Source organism: Mesorhizobium sp. M0030 (genome assembly GCF_040323695.1).
Lineage (GTDB): Bacteria > Pseudomonadota > Alphaproteobacteria > Rhizobiales > Rhizobiaceae > Mesorhizobium.
The window spans coordinates 139,346-160,449 of sequence record NZ_JAMYVE010000002.1 but is presented as its reverse complement, the minus strand read 5'-3'; the positions used below and the strand labels follow the sequence as shown (position 1 = coordinate 160,449).

Sequence of the window (21,104 nt, the reverse complement as noted above, 5' to 3'; positions counted from 1 at the left end):
CATTGGGCGGGAACGGAAATTTGGAGAGCGAGACAAAGGGAGATGAATCCGCGCGAGCGATTGAAGGCCGCGAAGGGCGAGATCGCGTCGGAACCAAGGACGGCGATCCTGGTCCTCGGAATGCACCGCAGCGGCACCTCGGCGCTCGGCGCCCTCATCGCCGCGCATGGAGCCACGCCGCCGAAACATCTGCTGCCCGGGAGCCTCCACAATCCCAAGGGACATTGGGAAAGTACCCCACTCACCATCGCCGACGACCACCTGCTCACGGCGGCCGCCTCCTCCTGGCAAGATTGGCTGCCGCTAGATCGGCAGTGGCTGCAGTCGCCGGCAGCCGAGCGATTTCGGCCCATGATGACGGCGATCATTGCCAGCGAGTTCGGCGATGCCCCCCTGTTTTTCGTCAAGGATCCGCGGATCTGCCGGTTCCTCCCCTTCATAGCCTCGATCCTGGCCGATCTCAGGATTGACCCGATCGCATTTCTGCCTGTCCGCAACCCGCTCGAAGTCGCCTGTTCGCTGCAGGAACGGGATCAAATGGAACTGCCGACAGCGTTCATGCTGTGGCTCAGGCACGTGCTCGAAGCGGAGCATCATTCGCGACACATGCCGCGCTGTATCCTGCGCCACGAAGACCTGTTGAGCGACTGGCGACATCAGATGGACCGCGCGGCCAGGGAGACCGGAATCGTCTGGCCTGTCACGTCCGATCACGCCGACGCCGCAATCGCCGAGTTCCTGGACAAGGATCTGCATCATCAGCGGGCCTCGGTCGCTGATCTGCAAAACCATCCGGATGCCACGCCATTAGTCCGCAGTGCCTATGCCATTTTGCGCAGTATGGCGTCTGAAGGCGACAGCCAGGACTTGCGCGACCAGCTCGACAGGGTGCGGGCGACGTTCGATGAGAGCTGCGATGTGGTTGGCAAGGCCGTTGCCGCAGGGAACCTGGCCGCTAAACGGCTACACGGCGAACTGGGAAAGGGCATCGTCGCGCGTGACGCCCTCGCTGACGCCCAACAGGCCATCATCCGAGACCGAGACAGCTTCATGGCGGAGCGTGACGCGCTTGCTCACGCCCAGCAGGACCTCATCCAAGCCCGAGACAGCTTCATGGCGGAGCGTGATGCGCTTGCTCACGCCCAGCAGGACCTCATCCAAGCCCGAGACAGCTTCATGGCGGAGCGTGACGCGCTCGCCCTGGCCCAAGACGGCCTCGTAGCCGAGCGTAGCGCGCTGGCCAGGATCCGAGACGACCTGGTGGCGGAGCGCGATGCGGCGCTTGCGTCACGCAGCTGGCGATTGACCGGACCGTTGCGATGGGTGAGCTCCATTCGTCGGCGATAGCAGCAAACACTCTAAACGCTGCTCGACAAACTGTGATCGCCTGTCAAGAAACCGTCACACGGAACCCGCCTCACTCGTGTTACGAAGGACGGGTCGGCATCCGCGCGTCGGCATAGTCGAAATCTGAACCTGGTCGAAATTTCTTGGCGAGGCGAGCCGTGAACATTGCTCTCAACGCGGAAGGCCTGTCGCCTTACCTGCCCGACGAGCACGGGCTGTTCTTCATCTACCATTTCACCGCCGAGGGCCTGCGCACCAAGGACGCGGCCGAGGTTGCATGGACATGGCGCAGCTACCAGCTGTCCGACCTGCGCGCCCGTCATGAGATCGCCGCCGAGCAGGCTCTGCCCGGGCCGGTGCGCGAAGCTTTCCTCGGCGCCAGCCAGGGTTGCCACATCGATCTCGAGGATGCCTGGCTTTATGGCGACCTGCCGGATCTGCGCCACGACTATTCGGCGGAAGCGCGCGGGCTCGGCCATTTCCGTTTTGCGCTCAACGACAAGACGCTGATCGGCGCGCGCAAGCAGCCACTGGAATCGGTCGATCTCATCCGCAAGGCGGTGGAGAGCGGCTCGCGCAAATTCCGCTCCCCCGCCGACCTGGTCGAAGCGGTCATGGGCCAGTCGCTCGACGGCATGGCGGCCGAGCTCCACGGTCTTGGCGATACGCTGGACGGCATCGAGGACCGTATCGTGCGCGATGCCTGGCACGGCGAGCGGCAGTCGCTGGTCGAGGCGCGCCGTCAACTGGTGGTCATCCACCGGCAGATGGCGACGCTCACAAACCTTTTTCGCCATCTCGACCATTCGCATCGCAATGAGCTGCCCGATCGGATCAATGACATGGCGACAAGGCTCTCGCACCGGGCACACACGCTCTATCACGACGGCGAGCAGTTGCAGGCACGCGCAAGGTTGCTGCAGGACGAGTTGATGGCCAAGCTGACAATGCAGTCCAACCAGCTGCTCTATGTGCTGTCGGTGATGACGGCGGTGCTGTTGCCGATGACCATCATATCAGGCCTGTTCGGCATGAATGTCGGTGGTCTGCCCATGGTCAATACGCCGATGGGCTTCTGGGTGGTCTCGGCGGTTTCGATCGTGATCGCCGCGGCGACCTACATGTTCGTAAGGCGGCTCGGGCGGACGTAACGCCCCGATCCCTTTGTTTTCACGCAATTCCCAAGGGAACGCGACGCGCTTTTCCTGGAATGCCCATCACGCCGTAGCGCGAAGATCCTCGACGATGGTGCCGGCGGCAGCGACCTCCGCCTCATGGTCCGGCTCCCGCCAGGTCTCGGCGAGACCCGCCGCATACCATTCCTGCATGGCCGGCAGGCCAAGCAATTGCGGGGGATAGGCTGCAGCTGCCCCTTCGAAAGACAGCCCATAGGATAGCACACGGAACGCCACCGGAGCAAAGAAGGCGTCGACGGCGGTAAAATGGCCGCCGGCAAGGAACGGCCCGCCGAACAGGGCAAGGCCATCGTTCCAGAGATCGCCCAAACGGAACAGATCCTGCTTCAGCGCGTCCGACATCGGCAACGGTTTCACCCGCAAGCCGCAATTCATCGGGCATGCGCCGCGCAAGGCCGTGAAACCAGAATGCATTTCGGCGGCGGCCGAGCGCGCCCAGGCTCGCGCCTTGGCCTCGGCAGGCCACACACCATGGTGGCGCTCGGCGAGATACTCGGCAATAGCCAGCGAATCCCAGACAGCCCAGCCGTCATCCACCAGGCAAGGCACGCGCCCGCTGGGCGAGAACGCCCGGTAGAGATCGAAACTGGGCCCGGTCGGAAACGGCGTCAATTGCTCCTCGAACGGAATGTCGAGGGTGCGCATCAGCACCCATGGCCGCAGCGACCATGACGAATAGTTCTTGTTGGCGATATGCAGCACGTACATCGAAAGGCTCCCTACTTCGGGGCCAACGCCACCGGGCGGATTTCACGGCCACGAAACATCGACCAGGAATACATCGCCAATGCCGCCCAGATCAGCGCGAAGGCAATTGCTTGCGTGGTGCCGAACGGCTCGTCGAAAATCAGCACGGCGATCAGGAACACCATGGTCGGTGCGATGTACTGCATGATGCCGATGGTGGAGAGGCGCAGAAGCTTGGCGCCGAAGGCGAACAGAAGCAGCGGCACCGAGGTGACTGGGCCGCAGCCGATGAGCAAAGCCATATCGGTGCCGTTGCTGGAGATGAAATGGTCCTGGCCGTTGACGACCAGGAAGACGATGTAGGCAAGCGCCGGCACCGACAGCAAAAGCACTTCGAGCAGAAAGCCCTGGCTCGGGCCGATCGGCAGCGTCTTGCGGAAGAACCCATAGGCAGCGAAGGAAAACGCCAGCGCCAACGACACCCAAGGCAATTTGCCGGCATCGACGGTCAGAACGGCAACTGCGACCGCCGCCAGCAACACGGCCACGATCTGCAGCCGGTCGAGCTTCTCGCCGAGCAACAACGCGCCGACGACGATGCTAACTAATGGGTTGATGTAGTATCCGAGCGCGGTCTCGACGGTGCGGTCGACCGAGATCGCCCAGACATAGATGGCCCAGTTGACGGAGATCAGGGTCGCCGTCAGCGCCGCCATGGCGATGCTGCGCGGCGAGCGGATCGCCGCCTTGAAATCGGCTGTGCGGCCGGCCCAGACCAGCACTGCAGCAGCAATCGGCACCGACCAGACGATGCGGTGGGCGATCACCTCGATCAGCGGCAGATGCGCAACCGCCTTCATGTAGAAGGGCAACAGGCCCCATAGCAGATAAGCGCCGAGCGCGAGGAGAAAGCCGCTGCGGGCTTTGGAGTCGGCGTCGGGCTGGATCGTGTCGCTGGCCATGGCAAACGCTATGGCCCAGTGGGCCATCCAAAACCATCGCAAAATTATGATGGATCAATGGACTTCCGCTGATGGTTCAAGGGGCGCCGCCAGTTCCTCGCCCCACTTCGAGGGGCGAGGAACCCAAGTCCTGCAAGCTTACTCCGCCGCCACCAATCCCGCCATGTCGCGGTTCTTCATCAGCTTGTAGACGATCGAATCCATCAGCGCCTGGAAGGACGCATCGATGATGTTTTCCGACACGCCGACCGTCCACCAGCGTGCGCCGGTGCCGTCATGCGATTCGATCAGGACGCGGGTGATCGCCTCGGTGCCGCCATTGAGGATACGCACCTTGAAATCGGCGAGCTCCATGTCGGCGATCTCGCTCTGGAATTTGCCGAGGTCCTTGCGCAACGCGATGTCGAGCGCGTTGACCGGGCCGTGGCCTTCGGCCACCGACATCTTCTCCTCGCCCTCGACCATCACCTTGACGATGGCTTCGGAGACCGTCTTCAACTGGCCGTTGGCATCGAAGCGGCGCTCGACCATGCAGCGGAACGAAGTGACGTTGAAGAACTCCGGCAGGCCGTGCAGCATTTTGCGCGCCAACAGCTCGAAGGAGGCATCGGCGCCCTCATAGGCGTAGCCCTCGGCCTCGCGCTCCTTGACCACCGAGATCAGCGCATCGAGACGATGGTCGTCTCTGGGCACATCGATGCCGCGCCGCTTCAGCTCGGCGAGGAAATTGGCCTTGCCGCCCTGGTCCGAAACCATAACGCGGCGGCGGTTGCCTACTGCCTCGGGCGGCACATGTTCATAGGTCGCCGGCTCCTTGGCCAGTGCGGAGGCATGGATGCCGGCCTTGGTGGCGAAGGCCGAGGCGCCGACATAGGGCGCCTGCGCTTCCGGAGCACGGTTCAGCAATTCGTCGAAGGCGCGGGAAAGCCGGGATATCCCGGTCAGCGCCTCGGCCGAGATGCCGGTTTCAAACCGATCGGCGAAGGCCGGCTTCAGCGCCAGCGTCGGTACGATCGAGACCAGATTGGCGTTGCCGCAGCGCTCGCCGATGCCGTTCAGCGTGCCTTGGATCTGGCGCACGCCGGCCTCGACGGCGGCGAGCGAATTGGCCACCGCTTGGCCGGTGTCGTCATGGGCATGGATGCCGAGATGGCCGCCCGGAATACCTGAAACAATGACCTTGTCGACGATGGCGCGCACTTCCGAGGGCTGCGTGCCACCATTGGTGTCGCACAACACCACCCAGCGCGCGCCGGCATCATAGGCGGTCCTGGCGCAGGCCAGTGCGTAGTCCGGATTGGCCTTGAAGCCGTCGAAGAAATGCTCGCAATCGACCATCGCTTCCTTGCCGGCGGCAACAGCTGCTTCGACCGACGCGTTGATCGAGTCGAGGTTTTCCTCATTGGTGCAGCCGAGCGCGACGCGGACATGATAGTCCCAGCTCTTGGCGACGAAGCAGATGGCGTCGGACTTGGACTGCACGAGCGCTGCCAGGCCCGGGTCGTTGGATGCCGACACGCCTGCCCGCTTGGTCATGCCGAAGGCGACGAACTTTGCCTTCGCCGTGCGCTTCTGCTGGAAGAAGGCGGTGTCGGTCGGATTGGCGCCGGGATAGCCGCCTTCGACATAGTCCATGCCGAACTCATCGAGCAGCTTGGCAATCGCGATCTTGTCCTCGACGGAAAAGTCGATGCCCGGCGTCTGCTGGCCATCGCGGAGGGTTGTGTCGAAGAGATAGAGGCGTTGTTTGGTCATTGTTCTGTTGGCGCGCGAGCACCCCCCTCTGGCCTGCCGGCCATCTCCCCCTCAAGGGGGAAGATCGGCAGCTTTAGCGTCGGATCGTTTCCTGCAGCGATGAAGATTTGCGAAAGCGCCGATGACAGCCAATCTCCCCCCTTGAGGGGGAGATGTCCGGCAGGACAGAGGGGGGTGCCACGCGCTGTCATTTCCCCGCAAACCCATCCGTCGCGCGTATCAGCCGATCCAGAATCCCCGGCTCCGAATAGGAATGGCCGGCGCCTTCGATGAGGTGGAAATCCGCCTTCGGCCAGGCCTTGTGCAGGGCCCAGGCATAGCGCGCCGGGCACGGCATGTCGTAGCGGCCGTGGACGATTGTGCCGGGAATATCCGCGAGCTTATGGGCATCGCGCAGAAGCTGCCCCTCCTCCAGCCAGCCGGCGTGGACGAAATAGTGGTTCTCGATGCGGGCAAAGGCGATGGCGAAGTGGTCCTCGCCGAACTTGTCGCTGGTCTCCGGCTCCGGTAGCAGCGTGATCGTCTCACCTTCCCACAGGCTCCAGGCAAGGGCGGCTTCCAGCTGCGCCTTGCCATCGGCGCCGACCAACCGCCTGCGGTAAGCGGCCATCATGTCGCCGCGCTCGGCTTCAGGAATTGGCGCCAGGAAACGCTCCCATTTGTCGGGGAACATCTCGGAGACGCCGAACTGATAGTACCATTCGAGTTCGGCGCGGGTCAGCGTGTAGATGCCGCGCACGACAAGCTCGCTGACGCGATTAGGATGCGTCTCGGCATAGGCCAGCGCCAGCGTCGAGCCCCACGAGCCGCCGAACACCAGCCATTTTTCGAAGCCGCACATCTCACGCAGCCGCTCGATGTCGGCAACCAGGTGCCAGGTGGTGTTGGCCTCGAGCGAGGCGTTGGGTGTCGATTTCCCGCAGCCGCGCTGGTCGAACAGGATGACGTCGTAAAGCTTCGGGTCGAACAATTGCCGATGTTTTGGCGAGAAGCCGCCGCCGGGACCGCCATGCAGGAAAACGGCCGGCTTGGCGCCCCTGGTTCCGGAGCGCTCCCAGTAGATATGATGGCCGTCGCCGACATCGAGCATGCCGGACTCGAACGCCTCGATCTCTGGATAAAGAGTACGAAGTTCACTGTTCATTTCATTGCTCATATCTTCAGGCCGTGCGCGGGCCAGTCCGTGGTTTCGTGGTCGGGATGCTGGAAGGAGATGATCTGCTCCTGGCGGGAGTAGAAATCCGGATCCTGATGCACGGGCTGGTCAAAGATCGTTTCCACCCAAGGCAATCGGACCGCGTAGTTGACCTGGATCTGCGGCGCCAGATCGGAGCGGTCGTCGAAGGCGCCGATGGCGATCTCCAGTGCGCCAGGTTGGCGATAGGTCAGCGGTGTACCGCAGCGGGCACAGAAGCCGCGATCGATGTTGACCGACGACTGGAAATAGGTGGGCTCATCGCGCACCCATTCGACGCCATCCTTGGGCACTGTCACCAGGGCGCCGAAAAACGACCCGAACTGTTTCTGGCACATGCGGCAATGGCAGATGGACGCCCGGCCAAGCTTGCCCTTGATGCGGAAACGGACGGCGCCGCACTGGCAGCCGCCGGTTCGAACTTCATCGGTCATAACTTTTCCTCTGGCGGCCATTGTTCGGTGTCATGATCGGGATGCTGGTAGGAGACAAGCTCGGCAAGATAAGGCGCCGACGACATGTCGGCCATCGTGTCCTCGCCCGGCAATTGCGGAAGGGTGTCGACATAGGGAAGTTTTGCCTCCGTGCCCCACTGGATCAGCGGCACGATATCAGCCGGATTGTCGAAGGCGCCGATGGCGAGGCCGATGCCGTCGGGCGCGGTAAAGGTCAGCGGCGTGCCGCAATTGCCGCAAAAGCCACGATCGACGTGGCTGGACGAGGCGAAATATTTCGGTTCGCCGCGCGTCCAGTCGAGTTTGGCGCCACGCACCGAGACCAGGGGCGCGTAAAATGAGCCGAACGCCTTCTGGCACATGCGGCAATGGCAGATCGAGGCGTCACCTAGCGCACCCTCGACGCGAAAGCGCACCGCGCCGCACTGGCAGCCGCCGGTGTAGATCGGCCGGTTGTCGAGGCTCATGGCGTTTCACTCCGTTTCATAGTCATTCGGGCGCATGGCAGACGGCCTCGACATTGTTGCCGTCGGGATCCAAGACGAAGGCGCCGTAATAGTCCGGGTGATAATGCGGGCGCAGCCCCGGCCCGCCATTGTCCTTGCCGCCGGCGGCGAGCGCCGCGGCATGGAAGGCGTCGACCTCGGCGCGGCTGCGCGCGGTGAAGGCGACGTGCTGATGGGTCCTCGGCTTGTCATCGCTGGCCTGCAGCCAGAACACCGGCCGGTCGCGGCCATAACCGCCGACCTTGGCGCCGCCGGTATATTCCAGTGGCACCATGTAAATCAGCGAGGCGCCAAGCGGCGCCATCGCCTGGTCATAAAAGGCTTTCGACGCGCCGAAATCGGCGACATTGATGCCGAGATGGTCGATCATGAAACAAGCTCCTCCCTTGCTGGCGCCGGCACGTCGGCGCCGGCCAAGCCGGCCTCGATCACGATGTGCTGGCAGACATTGTCGATATCGCGGATGACGTCGTCGTTCCAGAAGCGCAGGATGGTCCAGCCACTGGCACTCAATTGAGCGCTGCGTGCCTTGTCGCGTTCTGCATCTTCTACGTCGGCATGCTGACTGCCATCAACCTCGACTACGAGGTGGTGGGCCGAACAGGCGAAGTCGACAATGTAGGGCCTAATCGGTACCTGTCGGCGAAAGCTCATCCCCATCAGCCGGTGAGCCCGCAACTCATTCCACAGTTTCAGCTCGGCATCGGTCATGACGCGACGCATGGACTTTGCATTCTTGCGCTGACGCGATGGAACGAGGTCGTGACCCATGCTCAGGCCACTCCGCGCTGGCGATTAGCGAAAACCGAGGCGAGGGCTGATCTCCCCCCTTGCGGGGGAGATGTCCGGCAGGACAGAGGGGGGTGCTGTCCCGCCAGCGTCTCAACCGGCAGCCATTGCGTTCTCAGAAAGTGGCCGAAATGAAAGTGGGCAAGAAGGAACGCTGGCGTTCCTTCGCACCCCCCTCTGTCCTGCCGGACATCTCCCCCGCAAGGGGGGAGATTGGCTGTCGCTGCCGCCTTCGCCAATCTTACAACGGTGTCTCGCGCCACCCTCACCGCTTTACCTCCCACGTCGTCACGCGTTCGCCCGTGACAGGATCCTTGCCGTCTTTCAGCTGCACGCCTTGCGTCAGCAACTCGTCGCGGATGCGGTCGGCCTCGGCCCAGTTTTTCGCTGCGATCAGTTCCAAGCGCTTGGCGATCGCCTTGGCGATCGCTGCCTCGTCGACCTTGGCCGCGCCGATATCGAAGCCGAGGAACAACAGCGATGCCTTCAGCGATGCGGCCGCTTCGTTGCCCTCCGCGGCCTCACCGGCAAGCTGCGTGAGTTGCTGGAAGGCGGCGTAGGTGGCGAGGTCGTCCGACAGTGCCGCCACAATCTCCGCCGGGACTTGCCCTGCCGACGGCGCCAGGTCAGCCGCGCGTTTCCATTTGCGCAGCGTGTTCTCGGCTTCCTCCAGCTTGCGCACGGAGAAATCGATCGGCTCGCGGTAATGCGTCATCAGCATCGCCAGACGCAGCACCTCGCCCGGCCATTTGCGGCCGCCGAAGGTCTCGGTCTCCAGCAGTTCGGCGATCGCGTAGAAATTGCCGACGCTCTTCGACATTTTCTGGCCCTCGACCTGCAGGAAGCCGTTGTGCATCCAGACATTGGCCATGACGTCGGTGCCGTGGGCGCAACGCGACTGGGCGATCTCGTTCTCATGGTGCGGGAAGATCAAATCGAGGCCGCCGCCATGAATGTCGAAGACATCGCCGAGATAGGCGGCCGACATGGCCGAGCATTCGATGTGCCAGCCCGGACGGCCCCTGCCCCACGGGCTGTCCCAGCCGGGCTCTTCCGGTGACGACAATTTCCACAGCACGAAATCGCCCGGGTTCTTCTTGTGAGCGTCGACGGCAATTCGCGCACCGGCCTGCTGTTCGTCGAGATTGCGCTTCGACAGCTCGCCATAATCCGGCATCGAGGCGGTGTCGAACAGCACTTCGCCGGCGGCGACATAGGCGTGGCCGCGTTCGATCAAACGTTCGATGAGGGTGATCATGTCAACCTTGCCGTCGGCGCGGCGCGCAACGAACTCGGTGGCGCGCGGCTCGACCGTAGGCGGCAAGCAACCGAGTGCGGCGACATCCTTGTGGTACTGGTCGGCGGTCTTTTCGGTGACGCGGCGGATCGCCTCGTTGAGCGTCAGGTTTCCCGACGCGATCTCGGCGCCGAAATCGCGCAGCGCGCGGGCGTTAATCTTGTCGTCGACATCTGTGATGTTGCGCACATACGTGACACCAGCCTCGCCGTAGAGGTGACGCAGCAAACGGAACAGCACGTCGAAGACGATCGCCGGACGCGCATTGCCGATATGGGCAAAGTCGTAGACGGTCGGACCGCAGACATACATGCGCACATTCGACGGGTCGATCGGGACGAACACGTCCTTCGTCCGCGTTAGCGTGTTGTAGAGGCTGAGACCCTTCGATGCGTCAGACATGCGTGCCCTTCCGGTCCGTTAAGTTCTGGATGGAGCCTACCTGTGCCAAGGCACAAATCGGGCTCCAGCCTGCTGGCCGGGGCGTTTGTCCACTCTGGGGAAAGATGAGGCGAAAACGTCCGGACCAGCGCGAAGCTAGCCAATAATGCAAATGCCACAAATGGCGAAAAACGTTTTCATCGGCGGCTTTATCGCCTTGGCCGGTGTTGCCGTCAAGTCGCAACTTCCGGCAAAAGCGTCGCTGGATCATAGGTCAGGAGCCGCTGAAACATTTTATTAAACATGTCGGCACAGTCATGAAACATTCGCCGGCTAGTCCACCATAGGTCACGATTCGGTCAGATTCGGCCGGCAAACGCAGACACGGAAATGTTACCAGGGAAGAGATCGATGTCACGAACCAAGCAGGAATCGAGCCGCGCCAAGCAACCGGCGCTCGCCAACCACTACCGTGCGATCGGCCCGGCCGCGATCGTCGCCGCCCTTCTCCATACCGCGAAGAATAAAAAGCCGGCGCCGAAAATCACTTCGCCCCGCGCTGCCTGAACAGGCATCGTGCCGGCCGCCGACAAGGCGTGCGCCGGAACGGAAGGCTGAGGCGCCCATAGCGCGCCTGAAAACAACAGCTCTTCCTATTGAGCAGGTTCTTCCCGAAGACCGGACCTGGCTTCTTGGGAGCGCGCTCTAAAACAGCGTCATCTGACTGTCGTCCGCGCCGGGCTTCTGGCGCCTGACCTTGCCGGGCTCGACGATGCCCATGTCCTGTATCTCCGGCCCGATGTTGGCGACCTTGTTGACGAGGTCGGAGACCGGAATTGCCTCGAAGAAATCGGGCAGCGCGGGCTTGAGCAGGTCGGCCACATCGCGCGGTTCGAGCGTGCGGCAGTCCAGCCAGCCGGGCAAAATCTTCAGGCGCGATCACCACCGGCATCCGGTCATGGATATGGGCGATGCCGGCATTGGCGTTGACGGTAAGAATAGCGCCGGTGTCCATTTCCGAACCGCCCGGCTCGGCATAGGTTTCGATCAGCCCGGCAAAGGCGATCAACCCGCCATGCCTCGGCCGTATCCAGTAGGGCTGGCCCTTCTTGCCGCTGCCGGATTGCTGCCACTCATAGAAGCCGGAGGCCGGCACCAAGGCACGGCGATGGCGCATGGCGGCTTTGAACGAGGCTTTTTCAATAGCGCCTTCCGAACGCGCGTTGATGAGCAGCGGAAATTTCCTGGTGTCCTTGACCCAGGTGGGGACCAGCCCCCAGCGCACCAGCATCGCCTGGCGATCCGGGAAATTCGAGCCCGGCATGCGCGGCGGCCCCGACAGCGCCATTAGCACCGGCTGCGTCGGCGCGATGTTGTAGCGGGCCGGAAAATCCTCCAGCTCCGCCAGGCCGAACAAGGCGGCGGTCTGGTCCGGCGTGGCCGTCAGGGCAAAGCGTCCGCACATGGGAAAGCTCGATGAATTGATCCGATCGCGAACGTGGCGATGGAACCGGCGCTGCGCAACCGCTAAAGCTGCTCGCTGCCAGCCGGTCCACAAGGGTTTGGCCTCACATAGGCGAAACGAGATCGATGAACGAGCAGCGCAAGACACTTCCCGCAGTCTCGGTCGCCGTCGTGCGCGGCAGGACGGTGCTGCTGGTCAAACGGGCGCGGCCGCCGTCGCAGGGGCTTTATGCCTTTCCCGGCGGCAAGGTCGAGCCCGGCGAGACGCTGCAAGAAGCAGCGTCGCGCGAATTGCTGGAGGAAACCGGGCTGCGGGCGCAGGACTATCGTCCGCTTCGCGACATCCACATCGACGGCAGCGGCGAGAATCACCCGGTCGACTATCTGCTGACCGTGTTCGGCGCCGTTTATGCCGGCGGCGAAGCGACGGCCAGCGACGATGCCGAGACCGCCGCCTTCTATAGTCTTGATGAAATGGCGACGCTGCCGCTCGCGGGTGACGTCATGGAGGTGGCTGAAGAGCTTTTGGCCTGAAGCAGGCCCATATCTGCCCGCTCCGAGAATCGCCTTGCAGGCGACAAAATGTTTCGTCAGATAGACTTATGACCCGCACCTCGCTGTTCCTTGCCGCATGCATCGCCGCCGCCACGGCTTTTGCCGTGCAGCCGGCGCTGGCCGCCGAGTCGCCGTTCGAGCCCGGGCTGATGCGACTGGCCGAGGTGCTGGGGTCGCTGCATTTCCTGCGCAATCTGTGCGGCGAAAAGGGCGACCAGTGGCGCACCGAGATGGAAAAGCTGATCGATTCGGAAAATCCCGATCCGGAGCGGCGTGCCCGCTTCATCGCCAGCTTCAACCGCGGTTACCGTTCCTTCGGCGGCACCTATACCCAATGCACGCCGTCAGCGACCGAAGCCATCAGCCGCTACATGAAGGAAGGCGAGACGCTGTCGCGCGACATCGCCTCGCGTTACGGCAACTGACGAGCGCCAGACGGCGTTTAGCCAACGCCTTTTCGAGCACCCGCCTTGTATCCACGGCACGTTGATGCAATCTTGGTGTTGCACTTGCGCAACAGTATTAACGAAACGTTAGCGCGCGAATGCGGAATTAACTCAAACTGAAGGTTTTCATCCCGCTCACCGGTCTAATCGGCTAAGTTTGAATCGGACCGAACGCAGGCGACGAAGTTTGTAAAGACGATCAAAAAAATGTCGTATTTACAGATACTTACTTAGCCTGCGTGAGATAGGGGCAGCCCAAGCCGGATCCGACCCGTCGGACCGCCGCTTGAAAAGGTGGACATCGCAAATGGAACATGGCGTCAACGACATCGACGCGCTTGTCAGGGAAGAAAAGCGCCTGACCGCGGTGGAAAGCCATAGCGAGGCCTGGGCGGAAGGTCTGTCGGCCGGCATAGAACCTGAAATCATCGCCGAGGCAGCGCTTGAAACCGCGTTCGGCGAGATGCTGCGAGCCAATGGCGAGACCTCGGCCCTTGCCCTGCTCGACCGCATGCGTGAAAAGGTGATCGCCGGCGCCTTCGAGCCGGAGCGGTTTCGGCACTAGGCGGCGCGCGTCTCAGAGGGTGCATCGCCAGCTTACCGGTTCTTTGACGACGGCGCGCCGTTTGGGCATCATGCCTGAAGAGCCTAGGCCCGAGGAGAGGCAAGCGGTGAATTTTTCGATGTCAGGCCGGCCTCGCGGCGTGGCCCTCAGCATCTGGCTTGCCGCTTCCTGCGCCGCGGGTCCGCTGGCGTTTGTCCTGACCAGCAACCCTGCCTACGCGTTGAGCGAGATCAAGCGCGAGGAGCTTCCAGTTCCTGCCGGGCCACCAGCCAATGGTGAGACGGCGCCGTCTGAAAATTCAGTGCCAATGCCCGATCTGCCCGGCACGGCGCCACCGGCCGCCAGCCAGCCGAAATCGCCCACGGAGCCCGGACAAAGCCAACCGGAAGCCCCCGCCAACGATGGCGGCGTGGCCAACCCGCGTGCCGATCCAGAAGCGCCGGTGCCCGAAGTCGTCTATGACCTTTCCAAATTGCCCGAGCCCGTCAGGCGCATGCGCGATCTGATGGTCGAGGCCTGCGTCAGCGGCGACATCGAGAAGCTGCGGCCGCTGATCGGCAAGGGCGACACCATGACCCAATTGTCGCTGGGCGAAATCGAGGGCGACCCGATCGCCTTCCTGAAAGGGCTATCGGGCGACAAGGAAGGTCAGGAAATCCTCGCCATCCTGGAAGAGGTGCTCAATGCCGGCTATGTCCATGTAGACGTCGGCACACCGCAGGAACTCTATGTCTGGCCGTATTTCTTCGCCCTGCCGCTGGACAAGCTCAACGCCAGGCAGCGGGTCGAACTGTTCAAGATCGTCACCGCCGGCGACTATGACGACATGAAGCAGTTCGGAGCCTACATCTTCTACCGCGTCGGCATTACGCCCACCGGGCAGTGGACGTTTTTCGTCGCCGGGGATTGAACGGCCGGCGAATAGCTGTCTCTCCTGCGCGGTTGAGGCGCTTATTTACAACTGTATTCCCAAGTGAAAATTTGAGGATGCTCAGCGTCGGGATCCTCGTCTTGTTCAGGATCCCTGCTTACGGCTATACTCCCCAGGGCGCTGACGCCATTTTGGCAACTACCCTTGATCAATCTCGCCACCATTCCAAAAACTTGCAGATGCCGATCTCGGAACGACATCTCCGCCAGCGGCCCATCATACTTTTCTCTGTTATGAATGACCTCTATGCGTCTCTTGTTCGAACCCAGGTCGATTATAGAGTAGTTGAATTCCGATCCGCTCAATTCAGACACACCCTGCTTCGGGGTATCCAGGGCATTTGCCGAAACTTCAGTCATACCCAGAATGATCAAGATAGCGGACATATATCTGAGCATAATTCCCCCCAATAAACGAGAATTAGAGTCTGTCTTGCCGGATGCTTTCCAGAGTAATTCCAGGAAAAGTGTGAAACGGCTTTCCGTCTGAATTGCGTCCAAACAAAGAGAGTGACGGATTTGGCAGAACAATGCACCGCTTTGGTTAGTAAATACGCCGCGGTATTGGCCTGTCCCGCCTGGCGGTCGAACGGGGATCCGTAGCCGAGGACACGTATGGTGGTTCGTTATCCGGCCGCCTAAGCCGGCAGCGCCTCGGAAAACTCCACCGGCCTGCCCTGTCCTGGCGTGACGATCTCGCCTTCCCACATCACGCGACGGCCGCGCACGATGGTGCCGATCGGCCAGCCGGTGACTTCCTTGCCGTCATAGGGCGTCCAGCCGGCCCTGGAGCCGGCTTGCGCATTGGTGATGGTCTCGCGCCGCTGGAGGTCGACAATGGTGAAATCGGCATCGTAGCCGGCGGCGATGCGGCCTTTCCTGGCCATGCCGAAGATGCGCTGCGGGCCGTGGCTGGAGAGGTCGACGAAGCGCTGCAGGGTCAGCAGGCCTGAATTGACATGGTCGAGCATGATCGGCACCAGCGTCTGCACCCCGGTCATGCCAGACGGCGAGGCCGGATAGGGCTTTGCCTTCTCGGCCGGCGTGTGCGGGGCGTGATCGGAGCCGAGCACGTCAATGATGCCTTGCGCAATGCCGTGCCAGACGCCGTCGCGATGGCGGGCCGCGCGAACCGGGGGATTCATCTGGATCAGCGTGCCCAGCCGCGCATAGTCGTCGGAGGCGAGTGTCAAATGGTGCGGCGTCGCCTCGCAGGTGGCGACATCCTTGTGCTGTTGGAGGAAGATGATTTCCTCGGCAGTGGAGATATGCAGCACATGGATGCGGGCGCGGGTGTTTCGCGCGATGCGCACCAGCCGCTCGGTACAGCGAAGCGCCGCGATCTCGTCGCGCCAGACGGGATGCGATGACGGGTCGCCCTCGACGCGCAGGCCCAGGCGCTCGCGCAGCCGGAACTCGTCCTCCGAGTGAAAGGCGGCACGGCGGCGGGTGTTGCGCAGGATCGATGCGACACCCTCGTCGTCCTCGACCAGCAGGTCGCCGGTGGACGAGCCCATGAACACCTTTATCCCGGCAGCACCCGGCAGCCGCTCGAGCTCACCGACATCATCGGCATTCTCGCGCGTGCCGCCAACCCAGAAGGCGAAGTCGCAATGCATCCGGCTGGTGGCGCGGCGCACCTTGTCGGCAAGCGCCGCCTCGCTGGTGGTCAGCGGATTGGTGTTGGGCATTTCGAAGACGGCGGTGACCCCGCCCAGCACAGCCGCGCGCGAGCCCGTCTCCAGATCTTCCTTGTGCTCCAGCCCCGGCTCGCGAAAATGCACCTGACTGTCGACGACGCCTGGCAGGACGTGCAGCCCGCGACAGTCGATCGCTTCGCCGGCCGAAGCTTGGCGAAGATCGCCCATTGCGACGATGCGACCACCCTTGACGCCGACATCGCGCGCGCCCTCGCCATCATGGTTGACCACCGTGCCGCCTGTCAGGATGAGGTCGTAGGTGGTGGCCATGGGCGTTCGGTCTCTTGCGGGGGGAGTATCGTCGGCTTACGTAAAGGCCGACCGTTTTGCAAGATCAGGTTCTTTGCCGCCCATGCCTTTTGCCCTGCTCAAAGACCGCGCTCTCATTTCTGTGTCAGGCCCGGATGCCGAGCATTTTTTGCAGAACATCCTCACCACCGACCTCGACACGCTGGGCGCCGGTGCGGCAAAACCCGGTGCGCTGCTTTCGCCGCAAGGCAAGATCCTGTTTGATTTCCTGATCTCGCGTAGCGGCGAGGACGGATTCCGGCTGGATTGCCGTGCCGACGTCGCAGACGACTTCCTGCGCCGGCTGATGCTTTACAAGCTGCGCGCCAAGGCCGAGATCGCGAAGCAGGATCAAGTGCTTGTGACGGTTGCGTGGGGCGATGATTCAAGCGCCTCACCTTCTGATTCAACGACACTTGCCGATGCCCGCTTCCGCGATGTGGTTGTGAGCCGTTCCTATGGCGGCGCATCCCTAGGTGGCGATCCGGCTGCATGGCAGACGCTCCGCATCGCCAACGGCATTGCCGAAAGCGGTCCCGATTATCAGCTCGGCGATGCCTTCCCTCACGACGTGCTGCTCGACGAGACCGGCGGCGTCGGCTTCAAGAAAGGCTGCTATGTCGGCCAGGAAGTGGTCTCGCGCATGCAGCATCGCGGCACCGCCAGGCGGCGCGTGCTGATCGTTTCGGCCGACCATGCCTTGCCCGCGCCGGGCTCGGAGCTGACGGTTGCGGGGCGGCCGGTCGGCACGCTCGGCTCGACCGCGGGCACGGCCGGCCTCACCATTGCCCGCATCGACCGGGTCAAGGCGGCGCTCGACGCTGGCCAGCCGGTACTGGCCGGTGATGTCACCGTCTCGCTCGCCATCCCGGCCTGGGCGCAGTTCAGCTTTCCCAGGGAAGCCATCGGCGCGGAGGATGCCTGATGGCTGCCGATCGCGTCGGAGCGCCACCGCGCGCGTGGCAGCGCATGCTGTCGGGACGGCGGCTCGACCTGCTCGACCCCTCGCCGCTCGACATCGAAATCTCCGACATCGCCCACGGGCTTGCCCGCGTCGCCCGCTGGAACGGCCAGACCCGCGGCGATCACGCCTTTTCGGTTGCCCAGCATTCGCTGCTGGTCGAGGCGCTGTTCAGCGAGTTGCAGCCGGACGCCTCGGCCAACGCTCAGTTGGCAGCACTGCTGCATGACGCGCCGGAATATGTCATCGGCGACATGATCTCGCCGTTCAAATCGGTAATGGGCGGCTCCTACAAGGAGTGTGAGCTGCGTCTCCAGCGCGCCATCCATCAGCGCTTTTCGCTGCCGCCCGAACTCGGCGTCGGCTTGCGCAAGGAGATCAAGCGCGCCGACCAGATCGCCGCCTATTACGAGGCGACGCTGCTTGCCGGTTTCTCGACCGCGGAAGCAACCGAGTTCTTCGGCCGGCCGCGCGGGTTCAATGCCGACCGCTTCGACTTTAAGCCGCACTCGGTGACCTCGGCGCAAGCTGCCTTCCTCAAACGCTACGCAACGCTTGAAAAGCAACGCCAGGCAACGGTTGCCGTGCATTCGGCGCAGTGAACATACGCTAAATTAACCAGCGGTAACCACAGTACCGGGTTTCGATCACGGTCAGCAGGCACGCCTCATGTCCGTTGCGCACGTCAAGGGTGGTTCGCCCGTCCGCAGACGGGGAGCCGGAGGCGTCGCCGCGCCACGGCAGATCGCCGACGAACTGCGCCACCAGAACGAGCGCTTTTCGGCGGCCGTCGAGAATATGTCGCACGGGCTGTGCATGTTCGACGCCGACGAGCGGATGATCATCTGCAACGGCAACTATATCAGCATCTTCTCCCTCGACGCGAAGATCGTGCGGCCCGGCATCGCGTTCCTGGACATTCTAAAGCACAGCGTCGACATCGGTGTCGCCTCACAGAGCGCCGAAGACCTGTATGCCATCCGCAAGCCCTATATCGAGCGCGCGCAAGCCTCGACCTACGAGGAAATACTGTCGGACGGACGTATCGTTTCCATCACGCACCGGCCGCTGGCCTCAGGCGGCTGGGTGTCGATCTATGAGGACATTACGGAGCAAAGGCGGGCCGAGCAGGAACTGAAGGAGCAGCACCGCCGCTTCGATGCGGCGCTCGCCAACATGTCGCAAGGCCTGTTGATGTACGACGCCGAAGGCACGCTGATCGTGCGCAACCAGCGCTTCCTCGACCTCTACAAGGTCACGCCTGACGACTTCCCGCTCGGCATGAGCCAGCGCGCCCTGCTCGAACAGATGGTGCGACTGCGCATCTATCCGTCGATGGACATTGACGGCGAGATCGCCAACACCAGAGCCAGCCTGCAGGCCGGTGAGGAGCGTTCGACAGACCGCAGCCTTGCCGATGGCCGAACGCTGCTGGTTGCGCGCCGGCCGCTTGCCGGTGGCGGCTGGGTGGCGACCTTCGAAGACATCACCGAGCGCCGGCGCGCCGAAGAGCGCATGAGCCACCTTGCCCATTACGACACGCTGACCGACCTGCCCAACCGCTCGATGTTTCGCGAACGGCTCGACCAGGCGATGGCCGGCGATACACCGTTGGCGATCTTCTCGCTCGACCTCGATCGCTTCAAGGCCGTTAACGACACCTGGGGACACCCGGCCGGTGACTGGCTGCTGAAATGCGTGGCGGAGCGGTTGCGGCACAGCCTGCGCAGCGACACCGATGTGGTCGCCCGCCTCGGTGGCGACGAGTTCGCCATCCTGCAGTTCAATCCCAAAGGCGCCACCGATGCGGAACAACTGGCAAAACGCATCGTCGCTGTCGTCAGCCAGCCGTTTCGCGACAAGGGCCGCGACATGCATGTCGGCATCAGCCTTGGCATCGCGCTGTATCCCGGTGACGGCAAGGACGCCGACACGCTTTTGAAGAACGCCGACATGGCGCTTTACAGCGGCAAGAGCGAAGGCCGCAACGTCTACCGCTTTTTCGAGCCCGGCATGGATGCCTTGGTGCGGGCGCGCCTGGCGCTCGAAACCGATCTCGAGACGGCACTGAAACGGCGGGAGTTCGTGCTGGAGTTCCAGCCGATCACCAACATCGCGTCGGGCAAGATCGTCGGCGCCGAAGCGTTGATGCGGTGGAATTCACCGACGCGCGGCCTGGTGGCGCCCGACGATTTCATCGCGGCCGCCGAAGACAGCGGGCTGATCGTTCCGCTGGGCGAATGGGCGCTGAAACAGGCCTGCAGCGTGGCCGCCGGCTGGCCGCCTGGAATGCGCATCGCCGTCAATGTCTCGGCAGTGCAGATCAGAAGCGCCGACTTTGCCCGCAGCGTGATTTCGGCGCTGGCCGTTTCCGGTGTGCCGGCCAGCCGGCTCGAACTGGAAATCACCGAGACCGTGCTGATGGATGAGAGCGAGACGGTGCTGAAGACGCTGAGGCAGCTGCGCGAACTCGGTATCCGCATCGCGCTCGACGATTTCGGCACCGGCTATTCGTCGCTCGGCTATCTCAGGCGTTTTCCCGTCGACAAGATCAAGATCGACCGCTCCTTCATCCACGATATCGACAACAAGGACACGGCGGCGATCGTGCGCACGATCATCGGGCTTGGTGCCGAACTTGGCATCACCGTCACCGCCGAAGGCGTCGAGACCGAAGCGCAGCTCGACATATTGCGCAAGGCTGGCTGCGTCGAGGCGCAGGGCTTTCTGATCGGCATGCCGTCAAAGGCCGCCGACATGGCTCGACTTCTCAAGACGAGGGCAGCGTCCCGGCGCGCCTGAACATCCCCGGCGTCATTCCATGCGCGGCGCGGAAGGTGCGCGAGAGATGGCTTTGGTCGGAGAAGCCGGCCGCAAAGGCGGCACCGGCGAGATCTGAACCTTGCCGGATCAGCAGATCGGCACGGCGCAGCCTGCGGTCACGGATGAAGGCAGCAGGGGTGAGACCCAGCACTTTCCTGAAATCGCGGATAACTTGAAAGCGCGTCACGCCTGCGGCTTCAGCGAGCCGCTGCAAATCGAGGTCCGAGTTCAGATCGTCTTCGATGACCTGTTCATAGACCCGGAGCCGGCTTTTCGATCCGAAGCTTTCGACCGCCTCGCGCCGCCGGCCGCCCCAATCGCCATGGCGCAGGATGAGCTTGCGCAAGGCGATCAGCATGGATGTTTCGGCGCTCGTGGCATCACCCGATGTCGAAGCCAAGTGCGCGACGCCTACTGCCTGGACGAGATCGGCATCATCGACGGTCGCTTGTGAAAACAGCGGCGCGCGATCCTGCCCGAGTTCGTCCGCGATCGCACCCACGAGCGAGGCCGAGGGATAGAAGGTGCGGTAAGCCCAGCCCTGGTCGGCGCCCGCCTCGCCGTCATGCCATATCTCCGGATTGACGAGCAGAACCGTGCCCGACGGCGCAAGGACAGTCTCGTTGCCGATGCGGACACGCTCGCACCCTTGCGTGATCAGGGCGACGACATAGGTGGGGTGCGTGTGCAGCTGGTAGCGATGCCGCGTGAAGCGCGCCTTGAGCATGCCAAGATCGCGAAAGCGCGGATGACGCCAGAACTGCGTCGTCTCCTGAGGCTGTTGAATTCCAGACACGGTCAA

At 63.0% G+C, this 21,104-nt stretch carries 22 protein-coding genes and 1 pseudogene; 10 read left to right on the top strand and 13 right to left on the bottom strand.

Annotated features, from left to right (window positions below; translation table 11 throughout):
- Positions 1-42 precede the first annotated feature (42 nt).
- Together NKJ80_RS04615 and NKJ80_RS04610 are read left to right on the top strand one after the other, a co-directional pair.
- Complete coding sequence (locus tag NKJ80_RS04615) at positions 43-1,347, top strand: sulfotransferase family protein (RefSeq protein WP_352497154.1); 1,305 nt, start codon at positions 43-45, stop codon at positions 1,345-1,347.
- 158 nt (positions 1,348-1,505) lie between these two features.
- Positions 1,506-2,498 (top strand): transporter, encoded by a 993-nt coding sequence (locus NKJ80_RS04610; RefSeq protein ID WP_023684466.1) that lies wholly within the window; start codon positions 1,506-1,508, stop codon positions 2,496-2,498.
- Between the two features lie 66 nt (positions 2,499-2,564).
- On the opposite strand, the gene NKJ80_RS04605 is transcribed toward NKJ80_RS04610, so the two are convergent.
- The 9 genes from NKJ80_RS04605 to cysS form a co-directional block, all read right to left on the bottom strand.
- Entirely contained in the window at positions 2,565-3,251 is a 687-nt protein-coding gene (locus tag NKJ80_RS04605) for a glutathione S-transferase family protein (RefSeq protein ID WP_023673578.1), read from the bottom strand.
- A gap of 11 nt (positions 3,252-3,262) precedes the next feature.
- Positions 3,263-4,219: an EamA family transporter RarD gene (gene rarD / locus NKJ80_RS04600; RefSeq protein WP_460221953.1), complete on the bottom strand. Its 957-nt coding sequence runs from the start codon at positions 4,217-4,219 to the stop codon at positions 3,263-3,265.
- A 111-nt stretch (positions 4,220-4,330) separates the two neighbouring features.
- Complete coding sequence (gene cimA, locus NKJ80_RS04595) at positions 4,331-5,947, bottom strand: citramalate synthase (protein ID WP_023684468.1); 1,617 nt, start codon at positions 5,945-5,947, stop codon at positions 4,331-4,333.
- 187 nt (positions 5,948-6,134) lie between these two features.
- A complete protein-coding gene (gene pip / locus NKJ80_RS04590) occupies positions 6,135-7,091 on the bottom strand; it encodes a prolyl aminopeptidase (protein ID WP_023684469.1) in 957 nt (318 codons plus the stop codon).
- Positions 7,092-7,099: 8 nt separating this feature from the next.
- Positions 7,100-7,576, bottom strand: coding sequence for a GFA family protein (locus NKJ80_RS04585; RefSeq protein WP_352497153.1), 477 nt, complete (start codon positions 7,574-7,576; stop codon positions 7,100-7,102).
- On the bottom strand, positions 7,573-8,064 hold the full coding sequence (locus NKJ80_RS04580) for a GFA family protein (protein ID WP_023684471.1): 492 nt from the start codon (positions 8,062-8,064) through the stop codon (positions 7,573-7,575). The genes NKJ80_RS04585 and NKJ80_RS04580 overlap by 4 nt, the downstream gene beginning before the upstream one ends.
- Before the next feature lie 22 nt (positions 8,065-8,086).
- Positions 8,087-8,473, bottom strand: a complete 387-nt coding sequence (locus NKJ80_RS04575) for a VOC family protein (RefSeq protein WP_023684472.1) — start codon at positions 8,471-8,473, stop codon at positions 8,087-8,089.
- On the bottom strand, positions 8,470-8,874 hold the full coding sequence (locus tag NKJ80_RS04570; RefSeq protein ID WP_023684473.1) for an endonuclease domain-containing protein: 405 nt from the start codon (positions 8,872-8,874) through the stop codon (positions 8,470-8,472). Before NKJ80_RS04570 ends, NKJ80_RS04575 begins: the two co-directional genes overlap by 4 nt.
- A gap of 283 nt (positions 8,875-9,157) precedes the next feature.
- Positions 9,158-10,591, bottom strand: coding sequence for a cysteine--tRNA ligase (gene cysS, locus NKJ80_RS04565; protein WP_352497152.1), 1,434 nt, complete (start codon positions 10,589-10,591; stop codon positions 9,158-9,160).
- Between the two features lie 390 nt (positions 10,592-10,981).
- Here cysS and NKJ80_RS04560 point away from each other — a divergent pair, with 390 nt between their 5' ends.
- Complete coding sequence (locus NKJ80_RS04560) at positions 10,982-11,137, top strand: hypothetical protein (RefSeq protein ID WP_023673568.1); 156 nt, start codon at positions 10,982-10,984, stop codon at positions 11,135-11,137.
- Positions 11,138-11,275: 138 nt separating this feature from the next.
- Here NKJ80_RS04560 and NKJ80_RS04555 read toward each other — a convergent pair.
- Positions 11,276-12,035 (bottom strand): annotated as a pseudogene (locus NKJ80_RS04555) (SOS response-associated peptidase).
- A gap of 125 nt (positions 12,036-12,160) precedes the next feature.
- Between NKJ80_RS04555 and NKJ80_RS04550 the strand changes: the two are divergent.
- The 4 genes from NKJ80_RS04550 (at position 12,161) to NKJ80_RS04535 (ending at position 14,510) form a co-directional block, all read left to right on the top strand.
- Positions 12,161-12,568 carry an NUDIX hydrolase gene (locus tag NKJ80_RS04550; protein ID WP_023753097.1) on the top strand — a complete coding sequence of 136 codons (408 nt, stop codon included), beginning with the start codon at positions 12,161-12,163 and terminating at the stop codon, positions 12,566-12,568.
- 68 nt (positions 12,569-12,636) lie between these two features.
- Positions 12,637-13,014 (top strand): TIGR02301 family protein, encoded by a 378-nt coding sequence (locus NKJ80_RS04545; protein ID WP_023705383.1) that lies wholly within the window; start codon positions 12,637-12,639, stop codon positions 13,012-13,014.
- Between the two features lie 328 nt (positions 13,015-13,342).
- Positions 13,343-13,600, top strand: coding sequence for a hypothetical protein (locus tag NKJ80_RS04540; RefSeq protein ID WP_023673564.1), 258 nt, complete (start codon positions 13,343-13,345; stop codon positions 13,598-13,600).
- Between the two features lie 106 nt (positions 13,601-13,706).
- Positions 13,707-14,510: a hypothetical protein gene (locus tag NKJ80_RS04535; RefSeq protein WP_023824157.1), complete on the top strand. Its 804-nt coding sequence runs from the start codon at positions 13,707-13,709 to the stop codon at positions 14,508-14,510.
- Between the two features lie 41 nt (positions 14,511-14,551).
- On the opposite strand, the gene NKJ80_RS04530 is transcribed toward NKJ80_RS04535, so the two are convergent.
- Positions 14,552-14,929 carry a hypothetical protein gene (locus tag NKJ80_RS04530; RefSeq protein ID WP_023816816.1) on the bottom strand — a complete coding sequence of 126 codons (378 nt, stop codon included), beginning with the start codon at positions 14,927-14,929 and terminating at the stop codon, positions 14,552-14,554.
- A gap of 239 nt (positions 14,930-15,168) precedes the next feature.
- On the bottom strand, positions 15,169-16,500 hold the full coding sequence (locus tag NKJ80_RS04525) for a dihydroorotase (protein WP_023816815.1): 1,332 nt from the start codon (positions 16,498-16,500) through the stop codon (positions 15,169-15,171).
- Between the two features lie 82 nt (positions 16,501-16,582).
- On the opposite strand from NKJ80_RS04525, the gene ygfZ reads away from it, so the two are divergent.
- The 3 genes from ygfZ to NKJ80_RS04510 all read left to right on the top strand — a co-directional run bounded on the left by ygfZ (position 16,583) and on the right by NKJ80_RS04510 (position 20,281).
- A complete protein-coding gene (gene ygfZ, locus NKJ80_RS04520; RefSeq protein WP_023832482.1) occupies positions 16,583-17,443 on the top strand; it encodes a CAF17-like 4Fe-4S cluster assembly/insertion protein YgfZ in 861 nt (286 codons plus the stop codon).
- A complete protein-coding gene (locus NKJ80_RS04515; protein WP_023670260.1) occupies positions 17,443-18,081 on the top strand; it encodes an HD domain-containing protein in 639 nt (212 codons plus the stop codon). Before ygfZ ends, NKJ80_RS04515 begins: the two co-directional genes overlap by 1 nt.
- 67 nt (positions 18,082-18,148) lie before the next feature.
- On the top strand, positions 18,149-20,281 hold the full coding sequence (locus tag NKJ80_RS04510) for a putative bifunctional diguanylate cyclase/phosphodiesterase (protein WP_023670259.1): 2,133 nt from the start codon (positions 18,149-18,151) through the stop codon (positions 20,279-20,281).
- Here NKJ80_RS04510 and NKJ80_RS04505 read toward each other — a convergent pair.
- Entirely contained in the window at positions 20,250-21,098 is an 849-nt protein-coding gene (locus tag NKJ80_RS04505; protein ID WP_352497151.1) for an AraC family transcriptional regulator, read from the bottom strand. The genes NKJ80_RS04510 and NKJ80_RS04505 overlap by 32 nt on opposite strands.
- Positions 21,099-21,104: the final 6 nt, after the last annotated feature.

Bases quoted from the DNA above. Each gene is read 5' to 3' on its own strand.
- NKJ80_RS04615 (WP_352497154.1), top strand. From the start codon at position 43: ATGAATCCGCGCGAGCGATTGAAGGCCGCGAAGGGCGAGATCGCGTCG.
- NKJ80_RS04605 (WP_023673578.1), bottom strand. From the start codon at position 3,251: ATGTACGTGCTGCATATCGCCAACAAGAACTATTCGTCATGGTCGCTG.
- rarD (WP_460221953.1), bottom strand. From the start codon at position 4,219: ATGGCCCACTGGGCCATAGCGTTTGCCATGGCCAGCGACACGATCCAG.
- cimA (WP_023684468.1), bottom strand. From the start codon at position 5,947: ATGACCAAACAACGCCTCTATCTCTTCGACACAACCCTCCGCGATGGC.
- pip (WP_023684469.1), bottom strand. From the start codon at position 7,091: ATGAACAGTGAACTTCGTACTCTTTATCCAGAGATCGAGGCGTTCGAG.
- NKJ80_RS04585 (WP_352497153.1), bottom strand. From the start codon at position 7,576: ATGACCGATGAAGTTCGAACCGGCGGCTGCCAGTGCGGCGCCGTCCGT.
- NKJ80_RS04580 (WP_023684471.1), bottom strand. From the start codon at position 8,064: ATGAGCCTCGACAACCGGCCGATCTACACCGGCGGCTGCCAGTGCGGC.
- NKJ80_RS04575 (WP_023684472.1), bottom strand. From the start codon at position 8,473: ATGATCGACCATCTCGGCATCAATGTCGCCGATTTCGGCGCGTCGAAA.
- NKJ80_RS04570 (WP_023684473.1), bottom strand. From the start codon at position 8,874: ATGGGTCACGACCTCGTTCCATCGCGTCAGCGCAAGAATGCAAAGTCC.
- cysS (WP_352497152.1), bottom strand. From the start codon at position 10,591: ATGTCTGACGCATCGAAGGGTCTCAGCCTCTACAACACGCTAACGCGG.
- NKJ80_RS04560 (WP_023673568.1), top strand. From the start codon at position 10,982: ATGTCACGAACCAAGCAGGAATCGAGCCGCGCCAAGCAACCGGCGCTC.
- NKJ80_RS04550 (WP_023753097.1), top strand. From the start codon at position 12,161: ATGAACGAGCAGCGCAAGACACTTCCCGCAGTCTCGGTCGCCGTCGTG.
- NKJ80_RS04545 (WP_023705383.1), top strand. From the start codon at position 12,637: ATGACCCGCACCTCGCTGTTCCTTGCCGCATGCATCGCCGCCGCCACG.
- NKJ80_RS04540 (WP_023673564.1), top strand. From the start codon at position 13,343: ATGGAACATGGCGTCAACGACATCGACGCGCTTGTCAGGGAAGAAAAG.
- NKJ80_RS04530 (WP_023816816.1), bottom strand. From the start codon at position 14,929: ATGCTCAGATATATGTCCGCTATCTTGATCATTCTGGGTATGACTGAA.
- NKJ80_RS04525 (WP_023816815.1), bottom strand. From the start codon at position 16,500: ATGGCCACCACCTACGACCTCATCCTGACAGGCGGCACGGTGGTCAAC.
- ygfZ (WP_023832482.1), top strand. From the start codon at position 16,583: ATGCCTTTTGCCCTGCTCAAAGACCGCGCTCTCATTTCTGTGTCAGGC.
- NKJ80_RS04515 (WP_023670260.1), top strand. From the start codon at position 17,443: ATGGCTGCCGATCGCGTCGGAGCGCCACCGCGCGCGTGGCAGCGCATG.
- NKJ80_RS04510 (WP_023670259.1), top strand. From the start codon at position 18,149: ATGTCCGTTGCGCACGTCAAGGGTGGTTCGCCCGTCCGCAGACGGGGA.